Raw genomic sequence first — 18,059 nt, 5'->3', positions numbered from 1 at the left:
GCAGCGCGGTGCAGACCTCTCCCGTTTGAATTTCCCTGTTGATTTTAGCCGATACCGGCGTACTGCCTGTCACCGTAACGTCCCACTAGGCTCCTCCCAGCCGAAGCTGCGGAGTCGCGCCCAGGCTCTCGGGGGCAAACTCCCCTGACACAAACTTCGGCCACGCGGCCGCCGCAATCATGGCGGCATTGTCGGTGGACAGCGCCAGCGAAGGAAACGCTACCGGCAGACCGCGCTTATCCGCCTCCGCCTGGAACCTGCGCCTCAACTCACTGTTGGCCGCAACGCCTCCAGAGACCACTATCCCCCGCGCCCCATACGTCTCCGCGGCAGCAAAGGCTTGCCGCAGCAGATTTCCCACCACCGCATGCTGGAACGATGCAATCAGGTCCAGCGTCTGGGCATCGCATAGCGCAGCGGCCTCGTCCGATCCCGGCTTCCACTCCGGATGCTCCGCCAGCACCCTGCGCCGAGCTTCCACGCTCTCGCGCATCCCATGCGTCTCGATATAGCGCAGCACCGCCGTCTTGATTCCACTGAACGAAAAATCGAAGTTCGCGGCTCCTACCGGTGCCTTTACCGGAGCTTTCTTATTCGGCAGCGACACTCCCTCGCGATGAGGACGCGGCTTGATCTGCCCGAACCGGAACGGAACCGCCTGCGGATTTCCCCTTCGCGCCAGGGCATCAATCCACGGCCCACCGGGATACCCCAGCCCCAGCAGCTTCGCCACCTTGTCGTAGGCCTCGCCCGCCGCATCGTCCACTGTCCGGCCCACATTGCGATAGCGCCAGACGCCTTCTTCTTTTTGTTCCGCTAAGTAAAGGTGCGTGTGCCCTCCCGAGACCACCAGCGCCAGCAGCGGGAGTTCCATCGAGTTCTCAGCCCTCTGTCGCGCCTCCATCAGCACCGCATGGATATGCCCCTCCAGATGATTCACCCCAATCAACGGTTTACCCAGCCCAAAGCTCAGCGCCTTCGCATACGTAATCCCCACCAGCAAGGCCCCCGCCAACCCCGGCCCCTCGGTCACTGCAATTGCGTCGACATCCTCCAGCGAAACACCCGCCTGCTCCATCGCCGCCCGCACAACCGGAACCACGTTGCGCAGGTGCTCTCGCGAGGCCAGCTCAGGAACGACGCCGCCATAGTTCGCATGCAGCTGCATCTGCGACGCCACCACATTCGACAGCGCCTCCATCCCTCCACGCACTACCGCCGCAGCCGTCTCATCGCACGAGCTCTCGATGCCCAGAATCAGGCCTTTCGGTTCAGCACTACGGCTCGCATCGCGCATCTCTTTATCATAGGGGACTGAGATGGCCGAGTCAGCAAACCCGAACTACATCGCAGCCCGCAACATTGCCGAGACCCTGCGCTCCGCAGACCACGAAGCCTACTTCGCAGGCGGTTGCGTGCGCGATCTCCTGCTTGGACTGGAACCCAAAGACTACGACGTAGCCACCAGTGCCACACCCGACGTCGTTCTATCGCTCTTCCCGGACAAAAAAACTCTCACGGTAGGCGCGCACTTCGGCGTCGTCCTTGTCTGCGAACCAGGCGGCGTCCATACCGAGGTCGCCACCTTCCGCCACGACGGAGCCTACACCGACGGCCGCCGACCCGATGCCGTTCGCTTCTCCACCGACCCGCGCGAAGATGTCCTGCGCCGCGACTTCACCATCAACGGCATGCTGCTCGACCCCACTCTCTACGACCGCACCCGCGACGCTGCCGAGGCCACCCTCGACTACGTCGGAGGCCGCGACGACCTTGCCGCCCGCACCATCCGTGCCATCGGCGACCCGGCACTGCGCTTCACCGAAGACAAGCTGCGCATGCTCCGAGCCGTCCGCTTCGCCGCGCGACTCGGCTTTGCCATCGAGCCCGCAACGGCTGCCGCCATCCGCCAGTTCGCTTCGAAGATCACGGTCGTCAGCCCGGAGCGAATCCGTGAAGAAATAACCCTCATCCTCACCGAAGGCGGTGCCCGGCCCGGCTTCGAGCTTCTCGACCAGCTCGGCCTGCTTCCTCATATCCTGCCGGAGATTACGAAACTTCACGGCGTCCAGCAGCCTCCCGAATATCATCCCGAAGGCGACGTCTGGATCCACACCCTGTTCCTGCTCGAAAAACTCCCCGCCGGCGTCTCACCCACGCTCGCCTGGGGAGCGCTCCTTCACGACGTCGGCAAACCTGCCACCTTCCATGCACCCGATCCCGCAGACCCGAACGACCGCATCCGCTTCAACGGTCACGTCGAGGTCGGCGTCCGCATCTCCGAGGTCATCCTCGCCCGCCTCCATTTCTCGAACGAAGAGATCTATCAGATCGTCGCCTTGGTCAAAAACCACATGCGCTTCGGCGATGTCCGCCACATGCGCGAATCCACCCTCAAACGCTTCCTTCGCCTTCCCCGTTTCGACGAGCACCTTGCGCTCCACCGCATGGATTGCCTCTCCTCCCACTGCGACCTCAGCCTCTATGACTTCGCTAAAGAGAGATACGAGGCCGCCCCGATCGAATCCATCCAGCCCGCACTGCTTCTCACCGGCCGCGAGTTGATCGCCGCTGGCTACCAGCCGGGCCCCCGGTTCAAAAAGATGATCGAAGCAGCCGAAGATGCGCAACTCGAAGGGACCGTCGCCACACCGGCCGAGGCGCTTCGCTTCGTGCAGGATCGCTTCGGCCCGGCTTCCCGATAAGCCCCGGAGTCTTCCTTCTCCTCTCCCGCGTCCATCTCCTCAGGCATGCCTACTTCCCTACGAATCCTTGCACTGAATCTCGCCCTGGTCTCTTCGCTCCACGCCGCTGTCATTGGCACCAGCAAACCCGCCGAATCCATCACGGAAGCCCGTATTGCCCAACTCCCCGCCAAAGACCGGGCCGCATGGATTGCGTATCTCAAGCGCTCGCAGCAGCAGCGCATCGCCGATCAAGCCGCCCTCGCCGCCGAACGCAAGCCCGGCCAACCGCTTCCTCCCATGGCTCAGGAAAGCGGCGCTGGTCGCAGCATGCCGCTGAATCGCGCCTCCTCCTGGTACAGCTCCCCTGAGGCGCAGCACATCGCCGAAGTCATCGTCAGCTTCCAGACACCTGCCGGCGGATGGAGCAAGAATCTTGACATGACCGGTCCTGCACGCACTCCGGGCCAGAGCTATACCTCCGACAACCTCAACAAGCACCCCTCCATCGCCGACTTCGACACCCCTCGCGACCCCGCCTGGAACTACGTCGGCACCCTCGATAACGACGCCACCACCACCGAGATACGCTTCCTCGCCCTCGCCGCCGCTGCTGCACCCGAACACGCCTCCCTGTACCGCGCCAGCATCCTCAAAGGAGTCCGTTACCTTCTCGCGGCACAGTTTCCCAACGGTGGCTGGCCGCAGGTCTGGCCCCTCGAAGGCGGATATCACGACGCCATCACCTACAACGACAACGCGGTAACCCAGGCCGCGGAGCTGCTTACCGCCATATCGACGGGCGAGCCGCCCTATGCCTTCGCCCCCGCCGGTCTTCGCCGCCAGGCCGCCTCCGCCTCCAGCCACGCGCTTCATTGCATCCTTACCACCCAGGTGATCGTCAAAGGCCGCCGCACCATCTGGGCGCAGCAACACGATGCTCTCACTTTGGTACCGACCACCGCGCGCAACTACGAGGCCGCTTCCCTCGCCACGGGCGAAAGCGCCGACCTCCTGCTCTATCTCATGAATCTTCCTCATCCATCCAAACAGGTCGTGGATGCGGTAGAAGCTGGAGTCGCATGGCTCAAAACCAAAGCCATCTATGGCCAGCAGTGGAGCGGGGGCCGCGATACTCCCGGCGGCCGCCATCTGTCTCCTGTCTCCAGCGCCGGTCCGCTCTGGGCCCGCTTCTACTCCATCGAAACCGAACAGCCTATCTTCGGCGATCGCGACAAAACCATCCACGACAACGTCGCGGATCTCTCCGCTGAACGCCGCAACGGATATGCCTGGTACAGTAGCGGACCGCAAAAAGCCCTCGATGCTTATCCCGCCTGGAGGGATGCTCACCTCCAACCTTCACGCGCATCCAATCGCTCATGAAGAGCAGCAGTAAGAGTTCGACCAGGCTCGACACTGTCATCGTCGGAGCTGGCATGGCCGGTCTTATAGCGGCACGCACCCTCGCCGAGGCCGGTGTTCGCGTCGCTGTCCTCGAGGCTCGCAGTCGCATCGGAGGCCGCATCCTCACCCATCGCAGCGGCGGCCACCCCCTCGAGCTGGGCGCCGAGTTCATCCACGGCCGTCCTCCCGAGCTCTGGGCGCTGATCGCCGAAACCGGTCTCGACACCTACGAACGCAAGGGCTCTCCGGCGTGCTTTGAAGATGGCTCGCTGAGACGCTGCAACCCGGGGGAACACGCTTTCAGCCTTCTTGAAGGCCTCGAGAATCCTCCAGATCCTGATCTCAGCTTCACGCAATATCTCTCCACGCTAAAAGCCAGCGATTCTGAGCGTTCTTTCCTTCTCGGTTTCGTCGAAGGCTTCAACGCAGCCGACGCCAGCCAGATCAGCTCTGCCTCACTCGGTGCGAAACAAAAGGCCGAAGACGCTGAGCAGGGCGATCATTCGTTTTATCTGAGCGGCGGATACGACCGCCTTGCCGAGTACCTCGCCGGGCGCATCGTGGACTACGGTGGCAGCATCCGTCTCAATAGCCCTGTCCGTGAGATCCGCTGGACTCCATCCTCCGCCAAAATCGTCGATCACAAGCAGACCTTCACCGCCAGGCATGTCATTGTTACCTTGCCGCTGGGAGTCCTTCAGGCGGAGACCGTCTTCATTGAACCTCGTCCCGAGGCCATCCTCCAGGCCGCCTCGCAGCTTCGCATGGGTCACGTCGCCCGCTTCACGCTCCTCTTTCGTGAGGCTTTCTGGACAAAGCTTCGTCCGTCCTCTCCCTTGGAAGACCTGGGCTTCCTCTTCAGCTTCAGCGAGGCCCCTCCCGTCTGGTGGACGACTCACCCTCACGCCAGCCCCATACTCACCGGCTGGGTTGGAGGACCTCGCTCCGCGGCGCTCTCCGGCCTTACCTCCGACGAGCTGGCGGAGAGGGCCTGCTCCACGCTCGCCCGCATCTTCGACCTCGAAGCCACCCAGGTCCGCGACCTCCTCCTCAGCTGCCACACTCACGACTGGAGCAAGGACCCCTTCACTCTCGGCGCTTACAGCTATGTCGCGACAGGAGGGCTCGACGCCTCCCGTCAGCTCTCCCAGCCTGTAGCCAACACACTCTTCTTCGCCGGCGAACACACAGACACCACCGGGAGTTGGGGAACAGTCCATGCCGCCATACGCTCCGGCCTGCGCGCGGCGCAGCAAATTCTCGACCTGCCCGCATAAATCTTCCCACGTCTCTGCTAAAGCTCACCCCCTCCTGCTCGGCAAACACCTCGCGCAGGCGTAGCATCTGAAGCTACTATGGCTGTCCCGCGTCCCCTGCTCAATACTCCCCACGACCTCACACCCGATACCCAGATCACGCTCGACGGAACCAGAATTCCGGCACGCTCCGGCGCACTTCTCATTGACGTCATCAATCAGGTTCGCGAGGGCGAACAGCAAAAACCTCTGCCGCAGGTCTGCTACGTCCCCCAGATGGGTCCCATTGAAAGCTGCGATACCTGCATGGTCGAAGTAGACGGCCAGCTAACCCGCGCCTGCGGAACCCTCGTCACCTCCGGCATGAACGTCGTCACCACCAGCAACACCGTCGACATCGCCCAGCGCGAGGCCTTCGACCGCATCCTCCAGAACCACATGCTCTACTGCACGGTCTGCGACAACAACAATCAGAACTGCACTATCCACAACACCACTGCGGTTCTCGACGTGAAACACCAGAAGCGGCCCTTCACCCACAAGCCCTACCCGCAGGACATGTCCAACCCTTTCTACCGCTACGATCCCGACCAATGCATCCTCTGCGGCCGCTGCGTCGAAGCCTGCCAGGACGTGCAGGTCAACGAGACCCTCTCCATCAACTGGGAGAGCGATCACCCCCGCGTTCTCTGGGACGGCGCCGATCCTGACAACCCCGCCCAGATCGAGGGCTCCTCCTGCGTCTCCTGCGGCCACTGCGTCAACGTCTGCCCCTGCAATGCGCTGATGGAGAAATCCATGCTCGGCCACGCGGGCTATCTCACCAACCTTCCGCACAACGTCCTCGATGAGATGATTGAAGTCGTCAAAGCCGTCGAGCCTCCCATCGGCTACGGTCCCATCCTCGCTCTCTCCGACATCGAGTCTGAGATGCGCCACGCTCGCGTCAAGCGCACCAAGACTGTATGCACCTACTGCGCCGTCGGATGCAGCTTCGAGGTCTGGACCCGCGACCGCCACATCCTCAAGATCGAACCCACCCACGGCCCCGCCAACGGAATCTCCACCTGCATTAAGGGCAAGTTCGCATGGGGGCACATCAACTCCGACGATCGCCTCGTCTCACCGCTCCTTCGCAAGGGCGACACCTTCGTCGAAATCTCCTGGGACGAAGCCCTCGACCTCATCCAGGAAAAGTTCACCGCCATCAGGCAGCAACACGGCCCCGACGCTCTCGCCTTCATTGCCTCCTCCAAGTGCACCAACGAGGAGAGCTACCTGATGCAGAAGCTCGCCCGCGCCGTCATCGGAACCAACAACGTCGACAACTGCGCCCGCTACTGCCAGAACCCAGCCACCATGGGCCTGCAGCGCACCGTCGGCTATGGCGGCGACTCAGGCTCCATCGCCGATATCGAGAAAGCTGGCCTCGTCCTCATCATCGGAGCCAATCCCGCAGAGAATCATCCCGTCCTAGCCACCCGCATCAAGCGCTCGCACAAGTTCCGCGGCCAGCGCCTCATCGTAGCCGACCTCCGCAAAAACGAGATGGCCGAGCGCGCCGACATCTTCATCCGCCCCAACCCCTCCACCGACGCCGTCTGGCTCTGCGCCATCTCCAAATACATCATCGACAGCGGCCTCGCCAAAATGGACTTCATCAACAAGTGGGTCAATCACTTCGACGAGTACAAGAAATCCCTCGAGCCTTTCACCCCCGAATACGCCGAGAACATCACCGGCATCCCCGCCGCTACCCTCATCACCGTAGCCCATGAGATCGTCCAGGCCGACGGCGTCTGCATCCTCTTCGCCATGGGCGTCACCCAACACTGCGGTGGCTCCGACACCGCCACCGCGCTGTCTAATCTCCTCCTCGTCACCGCCAACTACATGCGACCCGCCGCCGGAGCCTACCCCCTCCGCGGCCACAACAACGTCCAGGGTGCAAGCGATTTCGGCTCCATGCCCAACGTCTTCTCGGGCTATCAAAAGGTCGACGACCCCGACATTCGCGCCAAATTCGAAGCCGACTGGGGCGTCACCCTTCCGACCACCAGGGGTCTCGACAACCACGAAATGATTCGCGCCATTCAGGATGGCAAGGTCAAGAGCCTTTACATCAAGGGCGAGGACACTATCACCTCCGATGCCAACGCCGGCGACGTCGGCGACGCACTCACCAGCTGCGAGTTCTTTGTCGTCCAGGACATCAACTTCTCCGAGACCTGCCGCTACGCCGACCTCATCCTTCCCGCCTCCCCTTCGCTCGAAAAAGACGGAACCTTCACCAGCACCGAGCGCCGCATCCAGCGCATCTACAAAGCTCTCGACCCTCTCGGCGAATCCAAAGCCGACTGGGAGATCATCCAGCTCATCGCCAACCGCATGGGCGGCAAATGGAATTACAAACACCCCTCAGAGGTCATGGACGAAGTCGCCCGCCTCACCCCACTCTTCGCCGGCGTCAACTACGATCGCCTCGAAGGCTTCAAGAGCCTCCAGTGGCCCGTAGACGCCGACGGCAAAGACTCTCCCCTCCTCTTCACCGAAAAATTCCCCTTCCCCGACGGCAAGGCCCGCTTCTACCCCATCGAGTACATTCCGCCCTGCATAGAATCCAACCCCGAGTTCGACCTCCATCTCAACAACGGCCGCCTCCTTGAACAGTTCCAGCAGGGCAGCATGACCTATCGCACCCCCGGCTTCAAAATTTTGTCCCCCTCCACCTTTCTCGAAATCTCACCCGAGCTCGCTACCGAGCGCGGCATCACCACTGGCCGCTACGTCCAGCTCATGAGCCCCTACGGAATCGTCCGTGTGCAGGCCGTCGTCACCGACCGGGTCCAGGGCAAACAGCTCTACATGCCCATCAACTCCGTCGAAGAGCCCGTCAACCGTCTCACCAGCAGCTTCACCGATCGCAACACCCACACCCCCGCCTACAAGGAGACCGCCGTCGTCATGACCGTCCTCCCCGAACAAGGCAAAGACCCGCTACCGCGCAACAACTTCCGCTTCGGAACCCGAACCCCGCAAAACGGTCCCGAGATCGAACGCAAGTGGGCGCGCAAAGACTATTCTCTGCCCGGCACTCGCGCCGAAGATAAGCTTGTACAAATTGCCTCAACCAAAGTCTGAACCAGCAGGATATTTATTAAAACATCATTCTGAGCGAGCGAAGCGAGTCGAAGAATCCCTGTATTTCGCCCGAGCCGCCACAAATCGCAAGCCAGGAGCCACGATGGCCAACCCACTCTCCTTCAAACCGCAGCCTGTCGATCCTCACCTTGAGTTGGAGCGTCGCCTTTCCCGTGCTCCCCGCGAACACGCCGAAGCCCTGCTCGTCGTCTACGACATTCTCCAGGCAGCCCATGAGAACGGCACCCTGGACGCCGTCCACGGTCTCGTCAGCGCCCGCGATAAGATCGCAGGCCGCCTCGCCGAAGCCGCCAACACCGAGGAAGGCAAAACCGCCCTGCTCAATCTTCTCGAAGCCGGAAAGGTACTCGCCTCGCTCGACCCCTCGGTCCTCGCGCCTCTTGCCGACGCCATGCGTCAGAGCTCCCAGGACCATAAAAAGGAGACGGCTCCGCCCTCCACCTGGCAGCTCTTTCGAAGGGCCACGAGCGAAGATGGACGGCGTGGGCTCTCGTTTTTTACGCTCCTGCTTACCAATCTCGGCAGATCGCTCAAGCGATGAAACGTGTCCCTGCGGGGGCCAGCGATAATAGAGGGGATGCCGAGCTCGGAAGCCGCAAAGAACAGTCGTGTCGTGTTGCGCTCGCACCTTCCCGGCGATATGGGATGGGTGGTCGAACGCCATGGCTCCCTCTATTCTCAGGAGTACGGCTGGAATGAGCACTTCGAAGCCCTCGTCGCCCGCATCGCCGCCGACTTCATTGATCAGCTTGATCCCGAGCGCGAACGCTGCTGGATCGCCGAGCGCGATGGCCAGCGCCTTGGCTGTGTCTTCCTCGTTCGCGATACCGAATCCGACCCCGTCACCGCGGCGCGCCTGCGCCTCCTGCTCGTAGATCCCGCCGCTCGCGGACTCGGCCTCGGCCGCCAACTCGTCGAACAGTGCACCACCTTCGCGCGTAGCGCCGGGTACAAACGCATTGTCCTCTGGACCAACAGCGTCCTCATCTCGGCCCGCCGAATCTATGAGCAGGAAGGCTACCATCTCCTTCGTGAAAAGCCGTACACTGCCTTCGGAAAAGACCTCGTCTCACAGGACTGGCAACTCGATCTTTAGCTCTGAAGGAGCCTCCCATGCTCGCGCAGACTGAACTCCTCGCCTTCATCCCTACCATCGACGCCGACCATGCCCGGCGCTTCTACGTCGATACCCTCGGACTCACCTTCGTCTCCGACGACCCGTTCGCCATCACCATCCGCTCCGGCAAAACCGATATCCGTATCTCCCGCGTCGAATCCTTCAACCCATCACCCCATACCATCCTCGGCTGGAAGGTCAAGGACATCGAGACCACAGCCCATCAGTTCTCCGCCGCCGGAATCACCTTCGAGCGCTATCCCTTTCTCGAGCAGGACGCCAACGGCATATGGACTGCCCCCGATGGCGCAGCGAAAGTCGCCTGGTTCAAAGATCCCGACGGCAACGTGCTCTCCATCTCCCAGCACGCCGAACAATAGGACGGACGCCGATACCCTTACTCGCCTCTTTTCTTCCACTCAGAAAAAGGCGTAGCCGCATCTCCTGCTTTGATCTCCTTGCCGTCGTTCGACAGGATTCCCGCTGCCGTTCGCAGGCAACAGGCTGCTGAGTACGCTCCAAACTCGAACAAGACGCCTCGTTCTCCCGCCCGCCGAACCTTCACGCGGTCGCCATACGTCTCAAAAAAGCGGCTAGGTTTGATCCCCGGGGCAAATCGAATCGTGCCCGGAATCTGCAGTACATCTGACCAGCCGGCAAATTGCCCCGGCTTCTGCTCCCCAATGTGAACCACCCGGCCGCTCGAAGTCCACACTCCAGTGATCGCGTCGTGAGTCTTCATTCCACCACCAGGGCGATTCAGCGTCACCTGCTCGTCGAAGCTTCCACGATGGAAACGTCCCACCCAGCGGTCGCCTTCCTTCTTCCGCAGATCCAGATCCACGGTCGGCATTCCCGTAGCCGGCGAGACGAAATGCAGTACCAGATGTCCATCGCCGATCCTCACCGCCGCGGTCCCTGCGTGATCTGAGAAATAATTCCCGTCTCCAAGCGAGAACTCAGCTCCCTTCTGCTCATACACACCAAGGGTCAGATACTCCCACTGCTGCTCCACTCCATTCAGCGTCCTGCCATCCGTCTTCGCATCCGGCGCCACGGAAGTCCCCAGTATCATGTGAATCCCAACGAATCCACCTTGTCCGTTTGAGGTCTCCCACAAGCCCGACAGACCCTCCGGCTCAGTCACAACCTTGCCCCGATAGGGACCTGCCTCCGGAGAAGCTTTCGCCATCTGCGCCGGAACCAGAGGAACAGTGACGGAAATAAGAACCGCACACAGAATCGTCGCAGACCTAAGCCCACCACCAGTTCCCATGCACCTAAAGACACTGCTATCCCCGTTTTTGTTCCACCGTTCCCGCTACGGCTTTGTTCATTGCCTTCAGGCTTGCCCACATCGCTGCCCACTCACGCTCGGTCATCCCCTCGCGAAATCTCTCCCCTGCTCTGCGCCAGGCAGGTTTCGCCTCGCGCAGCCTGGCCCGCCCTTCCGCAGTCAGCGAGAGACTTCTTCGCCGCGCATCCTTCCCCGGCACCGACTCCACCCAACCCTTATCTCGCAGTAACTTCAGGTTGCGCGAGAGCGTTGTCTTGTCCATTCCCAGCATCTGCCCCAGCGCCGCCTGTCCTTTGTCCTGCGCCGCATCGAGCGTCATCAACAGCGCAAACTGCGCGGCCTCGATCCCCGATGCGGCCAGGTAGCTGTCGTAGAGCTGCGTCAGCAGGCGAGCGGTCCGCCGCGTCGTGGCCAGAGCACAGGCGGGAAAGCCGCTTGTGGGCTCCTCGGTTGGATTGCTTTTCATCCCTGATAAGCCTACCGCGTCCCGGCACCGTCCGTATGCCCCTGAGGCCCCAGAAGCAGCCGCAAAGGTGTGAGCGGTCCTACGGGAACATAATCAACATCGACGTACCCTGCCTTGTGCAACGGTAGACCCTCCATAATCTCCTTCCCCTCTTCCACCGTCTTGCACCGCAGAAAAAAGACGACGCCCCTGCCATCGCCTCGGGAGTACCACTGTTCGATCTTTCCTTCGAGATAGAGGACAGCCGTCTCACGAATCTCTTCCGGCATCACCTTCATGACATCGGGTCGCGTGATCCCGGGCTTAACGGTGAGCATCGCGATCACCTGAGTGACGTTGACAGGGGGAGGCGCAGCCGGCTGTGCCTGTGCTTGAAGACCTACCCCTACGGCAAGAGCAAAAAGACTGTGCATGAACATGAAACCTCCCATAGTTGCATCTGCAACTATAATTAGTTTTATATACAACTATTTGGCCATTCGTCAATCGCCCTCCCTCTTCGCGATGGCCTACTTTCACAAACAAGATCGTTAGCTTGCCAGTTTTTTTTCAGGACTTAGAGGAGCATCTCTCTTTTCCACGCGGAAAGGCAGAGGGATTAACAATCGAGAGATGCTGGTAAGAGGAGTGGAGGGAAGAAAGGAGCCACGCTGGATGTGAGGATCAGTCGCGGATCCAATACGAAGAAGACAACCGTCAGGCCCACCCTGCCATTTCCCGCTAGAGCACTTCCATCAAACGTGGGTACAGCACGAATTGATTCGTCTGATAGAGAGCCAAGACCCTGCGCGTCATCAAATAGTATGAGGAAGCTGCCTGATGGACGTGAAAAGGAACATGCAATTTGCGCATCGAGAAGAGCATATGGAGATGGATCCTGAAGAGTGCCCGCTTGAGCATGACTGCATCTTGCCGAATGCGCTCGGCGACAACGATTGACTCGTCAAAATTCCAATAGCGAACATAGGCTGCCAACTGAATAATCGAGTCAGCGTTCTCCCGCATCCTCTTCAACCCGTCGAATCCGCCGACAAGCTGCCAGAGTTCTTCCGGCTCTATCAGCAATTGATTCCCTTGCGGCTGTAAATAGTCCAGCGCTACTTTTTCCAGACCTTCAAATGGAACCGGCTGAATTCGCGCAACCAGAGTTTCCCAATCTTCTCCAGTGAGTCGTCGGGCATTCCAATGCACGATGACGATCCCCAGAGTCAAGACCACGCTGAACACGATAAATACAAGAATTCCCATAAGTCAGCTCTCAACGCCTCTGCATACTGCTGACACCCTGTGGCCCAAGTTTTACATGTTGCTGCAACCCGGTGAGATAGGATTGCATTTCGGGAGACAGTGTACGGGTTTCCGGCTCTGGAAGCCACAAATTTATCGTCCAATAAATTGTCGCAATCTGATACACGACGATGCGCACATTATCCAGGACGGCACCATGCCAGTTCGTTCCGAAATAGCTATAGGCAGCTTCCACAAATAATCCGACTACTGCCCAGGCAGCCCAGCCTGTCGCAATCCCCATGACATGATGACGCCATGCCAACCCGAGCCTCGTAGAGGCCAGACCCATCGCTACGAACAGTTGCGCGTTCAACATGGCCGCAAACAAATTTCCTTTTTCAATCCAATTGTCGAGCGAACTTGGAACAGTGGGATTCACACCATACGAGATCGCCGCCGCAACGACAGTCCCTGTCAGAGCAAGCAATAAAAACATTTTGCGTGCGTCTCGAACCCACGTTCCTGTGGGCTTAAGGACGATCCCCGTCAACTCAAATACAACAGAGATCTGCAGCGCTAAATCAACAATTGCGCCAATCCAGAAAAACCAGAAATAGGCTTGAGCATTGCCAAAACGATGAATACCGTACAGAACAATGGTTTCGACTACTTGGAAGCTGATGTATGCGCTGAAAACAGGAAAACTGCGCCACCGCCCACGTGCAATCAGCACGAGTACGAGTACAACCAGTTCACAGAAACCGGCCGTCCAAAGTACTCGTGCTGAAAGACTGAGTTCCATCGCAACTTCATCTTACTGATGAGATGAATTGCGTTGTTTAATATCCAAGCACTGCCATCACGATCGAAATGGAATTAGCGTCCACCGGTGCCTGGCTGGGGACGAGGATTGCTCCCGGATAACGTTGCGTGAGCCGGTGTCACGGCTACTGCGGTTGCTAGTGCAATGATGCATGCCAGAATTGCCTTGCGAAGGTTCGTTGTCATTTTTTTCATCTCCTGAGAGTGCGCAGTTGCGCCTGTCAGAAGGGTATTCCGGCACCCATTCATAAACAATGACCTTTTCTTTTTCCTGGAGCATGCAAGTCCCTGCATATTCAATAACTTCGCTGGTTCCGGTTATCACGGCCACCCGCCCAGCAAGAAAGCTCCTTTTTTAAGGCTTCTATCGCAGAGCGGCTTTCAGCTATCCATTCAAAATCCGGGAATCAGACCAGCGCAAAACCCCTGTTAATCCACCCCGTTTTCCCTGTGGTCAAATAATCCTTGTGAACCACCCCTTTGAAATCGGCAACATCTCCGTCGGTCGCGGGAAGCTCTTCCTCATCGCAGGCCCTTGTGTCATCGAATCCGAACAGCACGCCCGCATGATGGCTGACACCATTCAGCGAATCGCCTCCGACGTGGGAATCCCCTATATCTTCAAGGCCAGCTACGACAAGGCCAACCGTACCTCGATTCGTAGCTTTCGAGGCCCAGGCGTGGCGGAGGGTGCCCGGATTCTGCGCACGATCGCCGAGACGACCGGCCTTCCGGTCCTTACCGATGTCCATACCGCAGAGGATTGCGCCCGTATCGCGGAGGCGGTCGATGTTCTCCAGATTCCGGCATTTCTTTGCCGGCAGACTGACCTGTTGATCGCCGCGGCAGAGGCTGCGAAGCAAAATAGCCGCGCCATCAACGTCAAGAAGGGACAATTCGTCGCCCCGGCTGATATGCGCCACGCGGTCGAGAAGGTCCAGGAAAGCGGATGCCCCCGTGTCTCCCTTACCGAGCGGGGCGCCAGCTTCGGCTACAACAACCTGGTGGTCGACATGCGGGCGCTGCCTGTCATGCGGGAGTTCGCCCCCGTGATCTTTGATGGAACTCATTCAGTTCAAACGCCTTCTGCGGCAAATGGAGTCTCCGGTGGTCAACCGGAGTTCATCCCGATACTGGCTCGCGCCGCCGTCGCCGCAGGAGTGGATGGCGTCTTCCTCGAGGTACACGATGATCCGCCAAAGGCGAAGTCAGATGGAGCCAATGCCCTCCATTTGAATCGTCTTCGAGAAATTCTGGAACAACTTCTTGCAATTCACCACGTAGTAACCTAGGATTCTTGCTGCCTCCCCGATTTTGATCCTCTCTCTCTGGTTCTCCAATTTGCTCTGTGCTTGTCACTCCCAAAACATACAAAAAAAACGGCCCCTCGCTTGAGGGGCCAATCTGCCTTGGTTCTCTCTGGTTAGGAGAGTCTATTGCGGGAACGATCTAGGCCGTTCACCAACAAACCGTACTAAACTTGCGGGCGACATAGAGATGAAACCTATGCCGCCCTTTGGGGGGAGGGCTACTTCTATTACTGATTGGCCTCTGGTGGTGCACTGACACCCGAATGAGTTGTCTGGGGAGAGGCCGGTGTTGTGTTCGATGCGGAATTGGACTCCATGGTTGCCAGGCTGTTGTGCAGCAACGTTACGCGGACTCCATTGGTTACAGCCTTTTCACCATCAACTGGCTTAGCGGTATTTCTGCCCATACCGGTGCGATAGATCCGGTAGACGGGTATCTGGTGTTCTGTCACGAGATAGCGGACCACTGCATCGGCCATCGCCTGCGAGTTCTGCAGGCCGGAGCGGCTGTAGCCCTGCACCTCAACGATGTATCCCTTCTCATTGGCAAGCTTCGTCGCAACGTCATCCAACTCAGCCTTTGCCTTCGGACCGAGGGTTGTCCGTCCGGATGCGAACGGCACAGACGAAGAAGCGATTTCCTGGTACTGATCGAGATTGCTTACCGTGGTTCCCAACGAGGTTGCGCGGTTGCCAGCATTGGTTGCTGTCTGCTGAGCAGTGCCAGCCCGGTTGGAAGCATCGGCTGCATGCTGATCGGCCAGCTCGGCAGCACTCTGCGCTTTGTTGATTCCAGCGGTAGCGCGGGAATCTACGTCACGGATATCGTTTGCGTTCTTGGCCTGGAGTTGGTCCAGCTCATTGGTCCGATCCTTGATCGGATCAACCTGCCTGTGAACCCACTTCTTGCGAGCCAACGGATTCATTTTGCCCCAGAAGCCTTCTTTCGATTGCTGCTCAAGAGGCTTGCCCGTGGCGTACGTCGACTTGTCGTCGACACTCATCTGGCTGCTGGCTGCCGGCGCAGATGCTGATGAAGTTCCCTGTGCCGACGGAGCAGACGTGGTGTCCTGTGCCGACGGATTAGCCTGGGTAGCAGACTGAGCCAATGCGCTCATGCCCATCGCGGTGCCGAGTACTACAACTGAGAGACCAAATTTATTTCCGGTTTTCATGTTTTCGCTCCTCATGCACCGGCGTCTGCCGTTTCAGACGCCTGTACACCGGGAACTAGAGCATGTGCTCTGCCAAATCCCTTTCCCGCTAACTTGCATTGAAAATAAACCACTTGTTCCGTTTTCAGCCGAAGAAAAAATTGCCGGCCTGGTGCCTGCATCTAAGGGCGCCCGCAAATTCTTCCGAGGGGCAGGTAAGTATTTCTGGCCTGCCAACATCGGTGGATCGCAAGAAACCTACTTTTTCTCCACCCGGATTACCCGAATCTCAGGCATCTGCATATTCCAATTCGAAGGGATCGATTCGAAGATAAGGCGAAATTCCCGATCATCCCCGGGCTTCAGAGGAGCTACGTTTACAGGAACGGTGTCGACATAGGGCTCACGAGTCCGAATCAGAGCAAGCGGCAGCGATTCGATCTGCGGAGGCATCTGTTCCTCGTTGTGGAAGAGCACCTGAACCATAACGCCGGTAACGGTAGATGAACCGGCATTGCGGATGTGGCCATCGATGAACGTCGACTTCCCTCCCGAAAGACTGGTGGATTCGCTCATCTGGAGCTGAGTGAGGGGCAGGTTGGAGGCATAACCGTCTAGCGGCTGAATCCCGGTTACCGCAGGAGCTTTCCGATGGCCCGCAAGCAGAAGGCCAGCCAATACGGCGAGCACGACGGCCCCTGCGATCAGCCACGCCGAAAGTGGCATTCCCGACTGGCGACTCACCGGTGCGGCGAAGATCTCCGGAGATTCCTGCACGCGATCTGAAGCGTTGGAAGTATCGCCCGAAGTCTCTGCAGGTTCATCATGGCGTTCCGTTTCAAAAGGTTTGCGTTCCTGGTCGCTCATGGCCGGAATTTTATACCGTTCCAGCAACTACCGAATCAGGAAGGTGTCTACGTCTGGAGTCAGCAAAGCTTCACCAGGCAAAAACTTAGCGCGATTTTCATCACGAATACGATTTGTTTTAGTGCATCATCGATTCCATCATCGACATCTACTGCTGTAAGCGGCAGGAGAACCGAGCCATGACTCCCCTGATCGGGTTTCGGACCAACAAGACGGCAGATTCCGAGAGCTCCCCAACGGAGATTCGAGTGACTACGGCGATTACGGAAACTCCCACAGTTTCAAATGCTCCGTCTCGAGCTGCAGACTATGCCTATCGCATCGTCGCTTTAACCGCCGGCCTGATCCTGCTCGCAACAGTGATGTAACGAACTCTCAGGCGAATCTGGCGCGCCTTACACTCTGGCGGAAGTCTCCGCCCTGCATTTCCACGACGACGCACATCTCCTGCAAACGCGACCGCATCCGTTCACCGATGCGGTCCCCCAGGGTTTCCTCACGGGGACGCCCGGCAGTATCCCCGCCTACGGTCCCGAGGGGGCCCTGGTTCGGGTAGTTGGTCGTGATGATGGTGGTGCGACGGTCGTTGTAACGGGTATTGAGGATGTGCGCGACCGTATCCCATACCCAGTCTGTGGGCTTGGCGGCGCCAAGTTCATCCAGAACAAGCACCTCGGCATCGAAGACCGGGCGCAGGATTTCGAGCTCGGTCTCCCGGACCTGGGAGTTATAGCTGTTCTGCACCTGCTTCAGAAGGTCGCGATAGTCGTAGAACAGCGCCGTTGCACCTCGATCGATCACCAGGGCCTGCAGAATGCCCACCGCCAGATGGGTCTTGCCCACACCGATCGAGCCGGTCAGAAGCAGGCCGGTACCGTCGGTCTCGAGAGGATAGCTCTCAACGAACCGCTTCGCCCGCAACAGCGCTGCTCCAAGGGAGCGGTGCGAAGAGGGAAAACTGGTCTCGTAGCTTTCAAGCGTGCAGTGCTCGTAGCGCCGCGGAATGGCGGAGCGCTTGACCCGAAGACGGGAGCGTTCCTGGATACGGCAGATGCAATCTTCCGCGAACCTGCGGCCGTCCCGTTCAACCACCCGCAGCCCGGCCCCTTCGCAAATGGAACAGATTTCAGCCATAGTGCTTCCTCTTCCGTCTCTCCAGTATCGCAGCAACCGCCCTGACGACGGTCTGTGCGAATCCCACCTGCAAACACGGAAAACTCGCTCTTCCATCCTTGTGACCACCGGACGAGAGGCTCTGAGGCCTTCTCACGGGCCTGTCATGGCTGG

Annotated in this window: 19 protein-coding genes; 9 read left to right on the top strand and 10 right to left on the bottom strand. The window is 59.3% G+C overall.

All coding sequences use genetic code 11. The features are described from left to right. Positions 1-85: 85 nt before the first annotated feature. Entirely contained in the window at positions 86-1,297 is a 1,212-nt protein-coding gene (gene tsaD, locus AC5S26_RS08320; protein WP_494184382.1) for a tRNA (adenosine(37)-N6)-threonylcarbamoyltransferase complex transferase subunit TsaD, read from the bottom strand. Between the two features lie 22 nt (positions 1,298-1,319). On the opposite strand from tsaD, the gene AC5S26_RS08315 reads away from it, so the two are divergent. From AC5S26_RS08315 to AC5S26_RS08285, 7 genes are all read left to right on the top strand, one after another. Continuing rightward, positions 1,320-2,705 carry a CCA tRNA nucleotidyltransferase gene (locus AC5S26_RS08315; protein WP_494184381.1) on the top strand — a complete coding sequence of 462 codons (1,386 nt, stop codon included), beginning with the start codon at positions 1,320-1,322 and terminating at the stop codon, positions 2,703-2,705. 45 nt (positions 2,706-2,750) lie between these two features. After that, a complete protein-coding gene (pelA, locus tag AC5S26_RS08310) occupies positions 2,751-4,070 on the top strand; it encodes a pectate lyase (protein WP_494184380.1) in 1,320 nt (439 codons plus the stop codon). Further along, positions 4,067-5,368, top strand: a complete 1,302-nt coding sequence (locus AC5S26_RS08305; protein ID WP_494184379.1) for a flavin monoamine oxidase family protein — start codon at positions 4,067-4,069, stop codon at positions 5,366-5,368. Before pelA ends, AC5S26_RS08305 begins: the two co-directional genes overlap by 4 nt. Before the next feature lie 78 nt (positions 5,369-5,446). After that, the gene (gene fdhF / locus AC5S26_RS08300; RefSeq protein ID WP_494184378.1) at positions 5,447-8,488 is read left to right on the top strand and encodes a formate dehydrogenase subunit alpha; all 3,042 of its coding nucleotides are present in this window, start codon (positions 5,447-5,449) and stop codon (positions 8,486-8,488) included. Between the two features lie 103 nt (positions 8,489-8,591). Continuing rightward, positions 8,592-9,050 (top strand): DUF1641 domain-containing protein, encoded by a 459-nt coding sequence (locus AC5S26_RS08295; RefSeq protein WP_494184377.1) that lies wholly within the window; start codon positions 8,592-8,594, stop codon positions 9,048-9,050. Between the two features lie 36 nt (positions 9,051-9,086). Beyond that, positions 9,087-9,605, top strand: coding sequence for a GNAT family N-acetyltransferase (locus AC5S26_RS08290; RefSeq protein WP_494184376.1), 519 nt, complete (start codon positions 9,087-9,089; stop codon positions 9,603-9,605). A 17-nt stretch (positions 9,606-9,622) separates the two neighbouring features. Continuing rightward, positions 9,623-10,006, top strand: a complete 384-nt coding sequence (locus AC5S26_RS08285) for a VOC family protein (RefSeq protein WP_494184375.1) — start codon at positions 9,623-9,625, stop codon at positions 10,004-10,006. A 17-nt stretch (positions 10,007-10,023) separates the two neighbouring features. Here the strand turns inward: AC5S26_RS08285 and AC5S26_RS08280 are convergent, their stop codons facing one another. From AC5S26_RS08280 to AC5S26_RS08255, 6 genes are all read right to left on the bottom strand, one after another. Next, the gene (locus AC5S26_RS08280) at positions 10,024-10,818 is read right to left on the bottom strand and encodes a hypothetical protein (protein WP_494184374.1); all 795 of its coding nucleotides are present in this window, start codon (positions 10,816-10,818) and stop codon (positions 10,024-10,026) included. A gap of 100 nt (positions 10,819-10,918) precedes the next feature. Then, the gene (locus tag AC5S26_RS08275; protein WP_494184373.1) at positions 10,919-11,389 is read right to left on the bottom strand and encodes a MarR family winged helix-turn-helix transcriptional regulator; all 471 of its coding nucleotides are present in this window, start codon (positions 11,387-11,389) and stop codon (positions 10,919-10,921) included. 11 nt (positions 11,390-11,400) lie between these two features. Further along, positions 11,401-11,802 carry a hypothetical protein gene (locus tag AC5S26_RS08270; RefSeq protein ID WP_494184372.1) on the bottom strand — a complete coding sequence of 134 codons (402 nt, stop codon included), beginning with the start codon at positions 11,800-11,802 and terminating at the stop codon, positions 11,401-11,403. A gap of 307 nt (positions 11,803-12,109) precedes the next feature. Beyond that, on the bottom strand, positions 12,110-12,637 hold the full coding sequence (locus AC5S26_RS08265) for a hypothetical protein (protein WP_494184371.1): 528 nt from the start codon (positions 12,635-12,637) through the stop codon (positions 12,110-12,112). 10 nt (positions 12,638-12,647) lie between these two features. Continuing rightward, positions 12,648-13,421 (bottom strand): hypothetical protein, encoded by a 774-nt coding sequence (locus tag AC5S26_RS08260; protein WP_494184370.1) that lies wholly within the window; start codon positions 13,419-13,421, stop codon positions 12,648-12,650. Positions 13,422-13,495: 74 nt separating this feature from the next. Then, positions 13,496-13,627 (bottom strand): hypothetical protein, encoded by a 132-nt coding sequence (locus AC5S26_RS08255; RefSeq protein WP_494184369.1) that lies wholly within the window; start codon positions 13,625-13,627, stop codon positions 13,496-13,498. A 281-nt stretch (positions 13,628-13,908) separates the two neighbouring features. Between AC5S26_RS08255 and kdsA the strand changes: the two genes are divergently transcribed. Next, positions 13,909-14,733 carry a 3-deoxy-8-phosphooctulonate synthase gene (gene kdsA, locus AC5S26_RS08250; protein ID WP_494184368.1) on the top strand — a complete coding sequence of 275 codons (825 nt, stop codon included), beginning with the start codon at positions 13,909-13,911 and terminating at the stop codon, positions 14,731-14,733. 245 nt (positions 14,734-14,978) lie between these two features. Here kdsA and AC5S26_RS08245 read toward each other — a convergent pair whose 3' ends face one another. Next, positions 14,979-15,926, bottom strand: coding sequence for an OmpA family protein (locus AC5S26_RS08245; RefSeq protein ID WP_494184367.1), 948 nt, complete (start codon positions 15,924-15,926; stop codon positions 14,979-14,981). Between the two features lie 237 nt (positions 15,927-16,163). Continuing rightward, positions 16,164-16,772: a DUF2393 family protein gene (locus AC5S26_RS08240; RefSeq protein ID WP_494184366.1), complete on the bottom strand. Its 609-nt coding sequence runs from the start codon at positions 16,770-16,772 to the stop codon at positions 16,164-16,166. Between the two features lie 179 nt (positions 16,773-16,951). On the opposite strand from AC5S26_RS08240, the gene AC5S26_RS08235 reads away from it, so the two are divergent. After that, the gene (locus AC5S26_RS08235; RefSeq protein WP_494184365.1) at positions 16,952-17,140 is read left to right on the top strand and encodes a hypothetical protein; all 189 of its coding nucleotides are present in this window, start codon (positions 16,952-16,954) and stop codon (positions 17,138-17,140) included. A gap of 7 nt (positions 17,141-17,147) precedes the next feature. Here the strand turns inward: AC5S26_RS08235 and AC5S26_RS08230 are convergent, their stop codons facing one another. Beyond that, positions 17,148-17,906 carry an ATP-binding protein gene (locus AC5S26_RS08230; RefSeq protein ID WP_494184364.1) on the bottom strand — a complete coding sequence of 253 codons (759 nt, stop codon included), beginning with the start codon at positions 17,904-17,906 and terminating at the stop codon, positions 17,148-17,150. Positions 17,907-18,059 lie beyond the last annotated feature (153 nt).

Source organism: Edaphobacter sp. FHG110511_03, from assembly GCF_059115365.1.
Note: the sequence above shows the minus strand (reverse complement) of the source record. Positions and strands in the feature narration are given on the sequence as shown.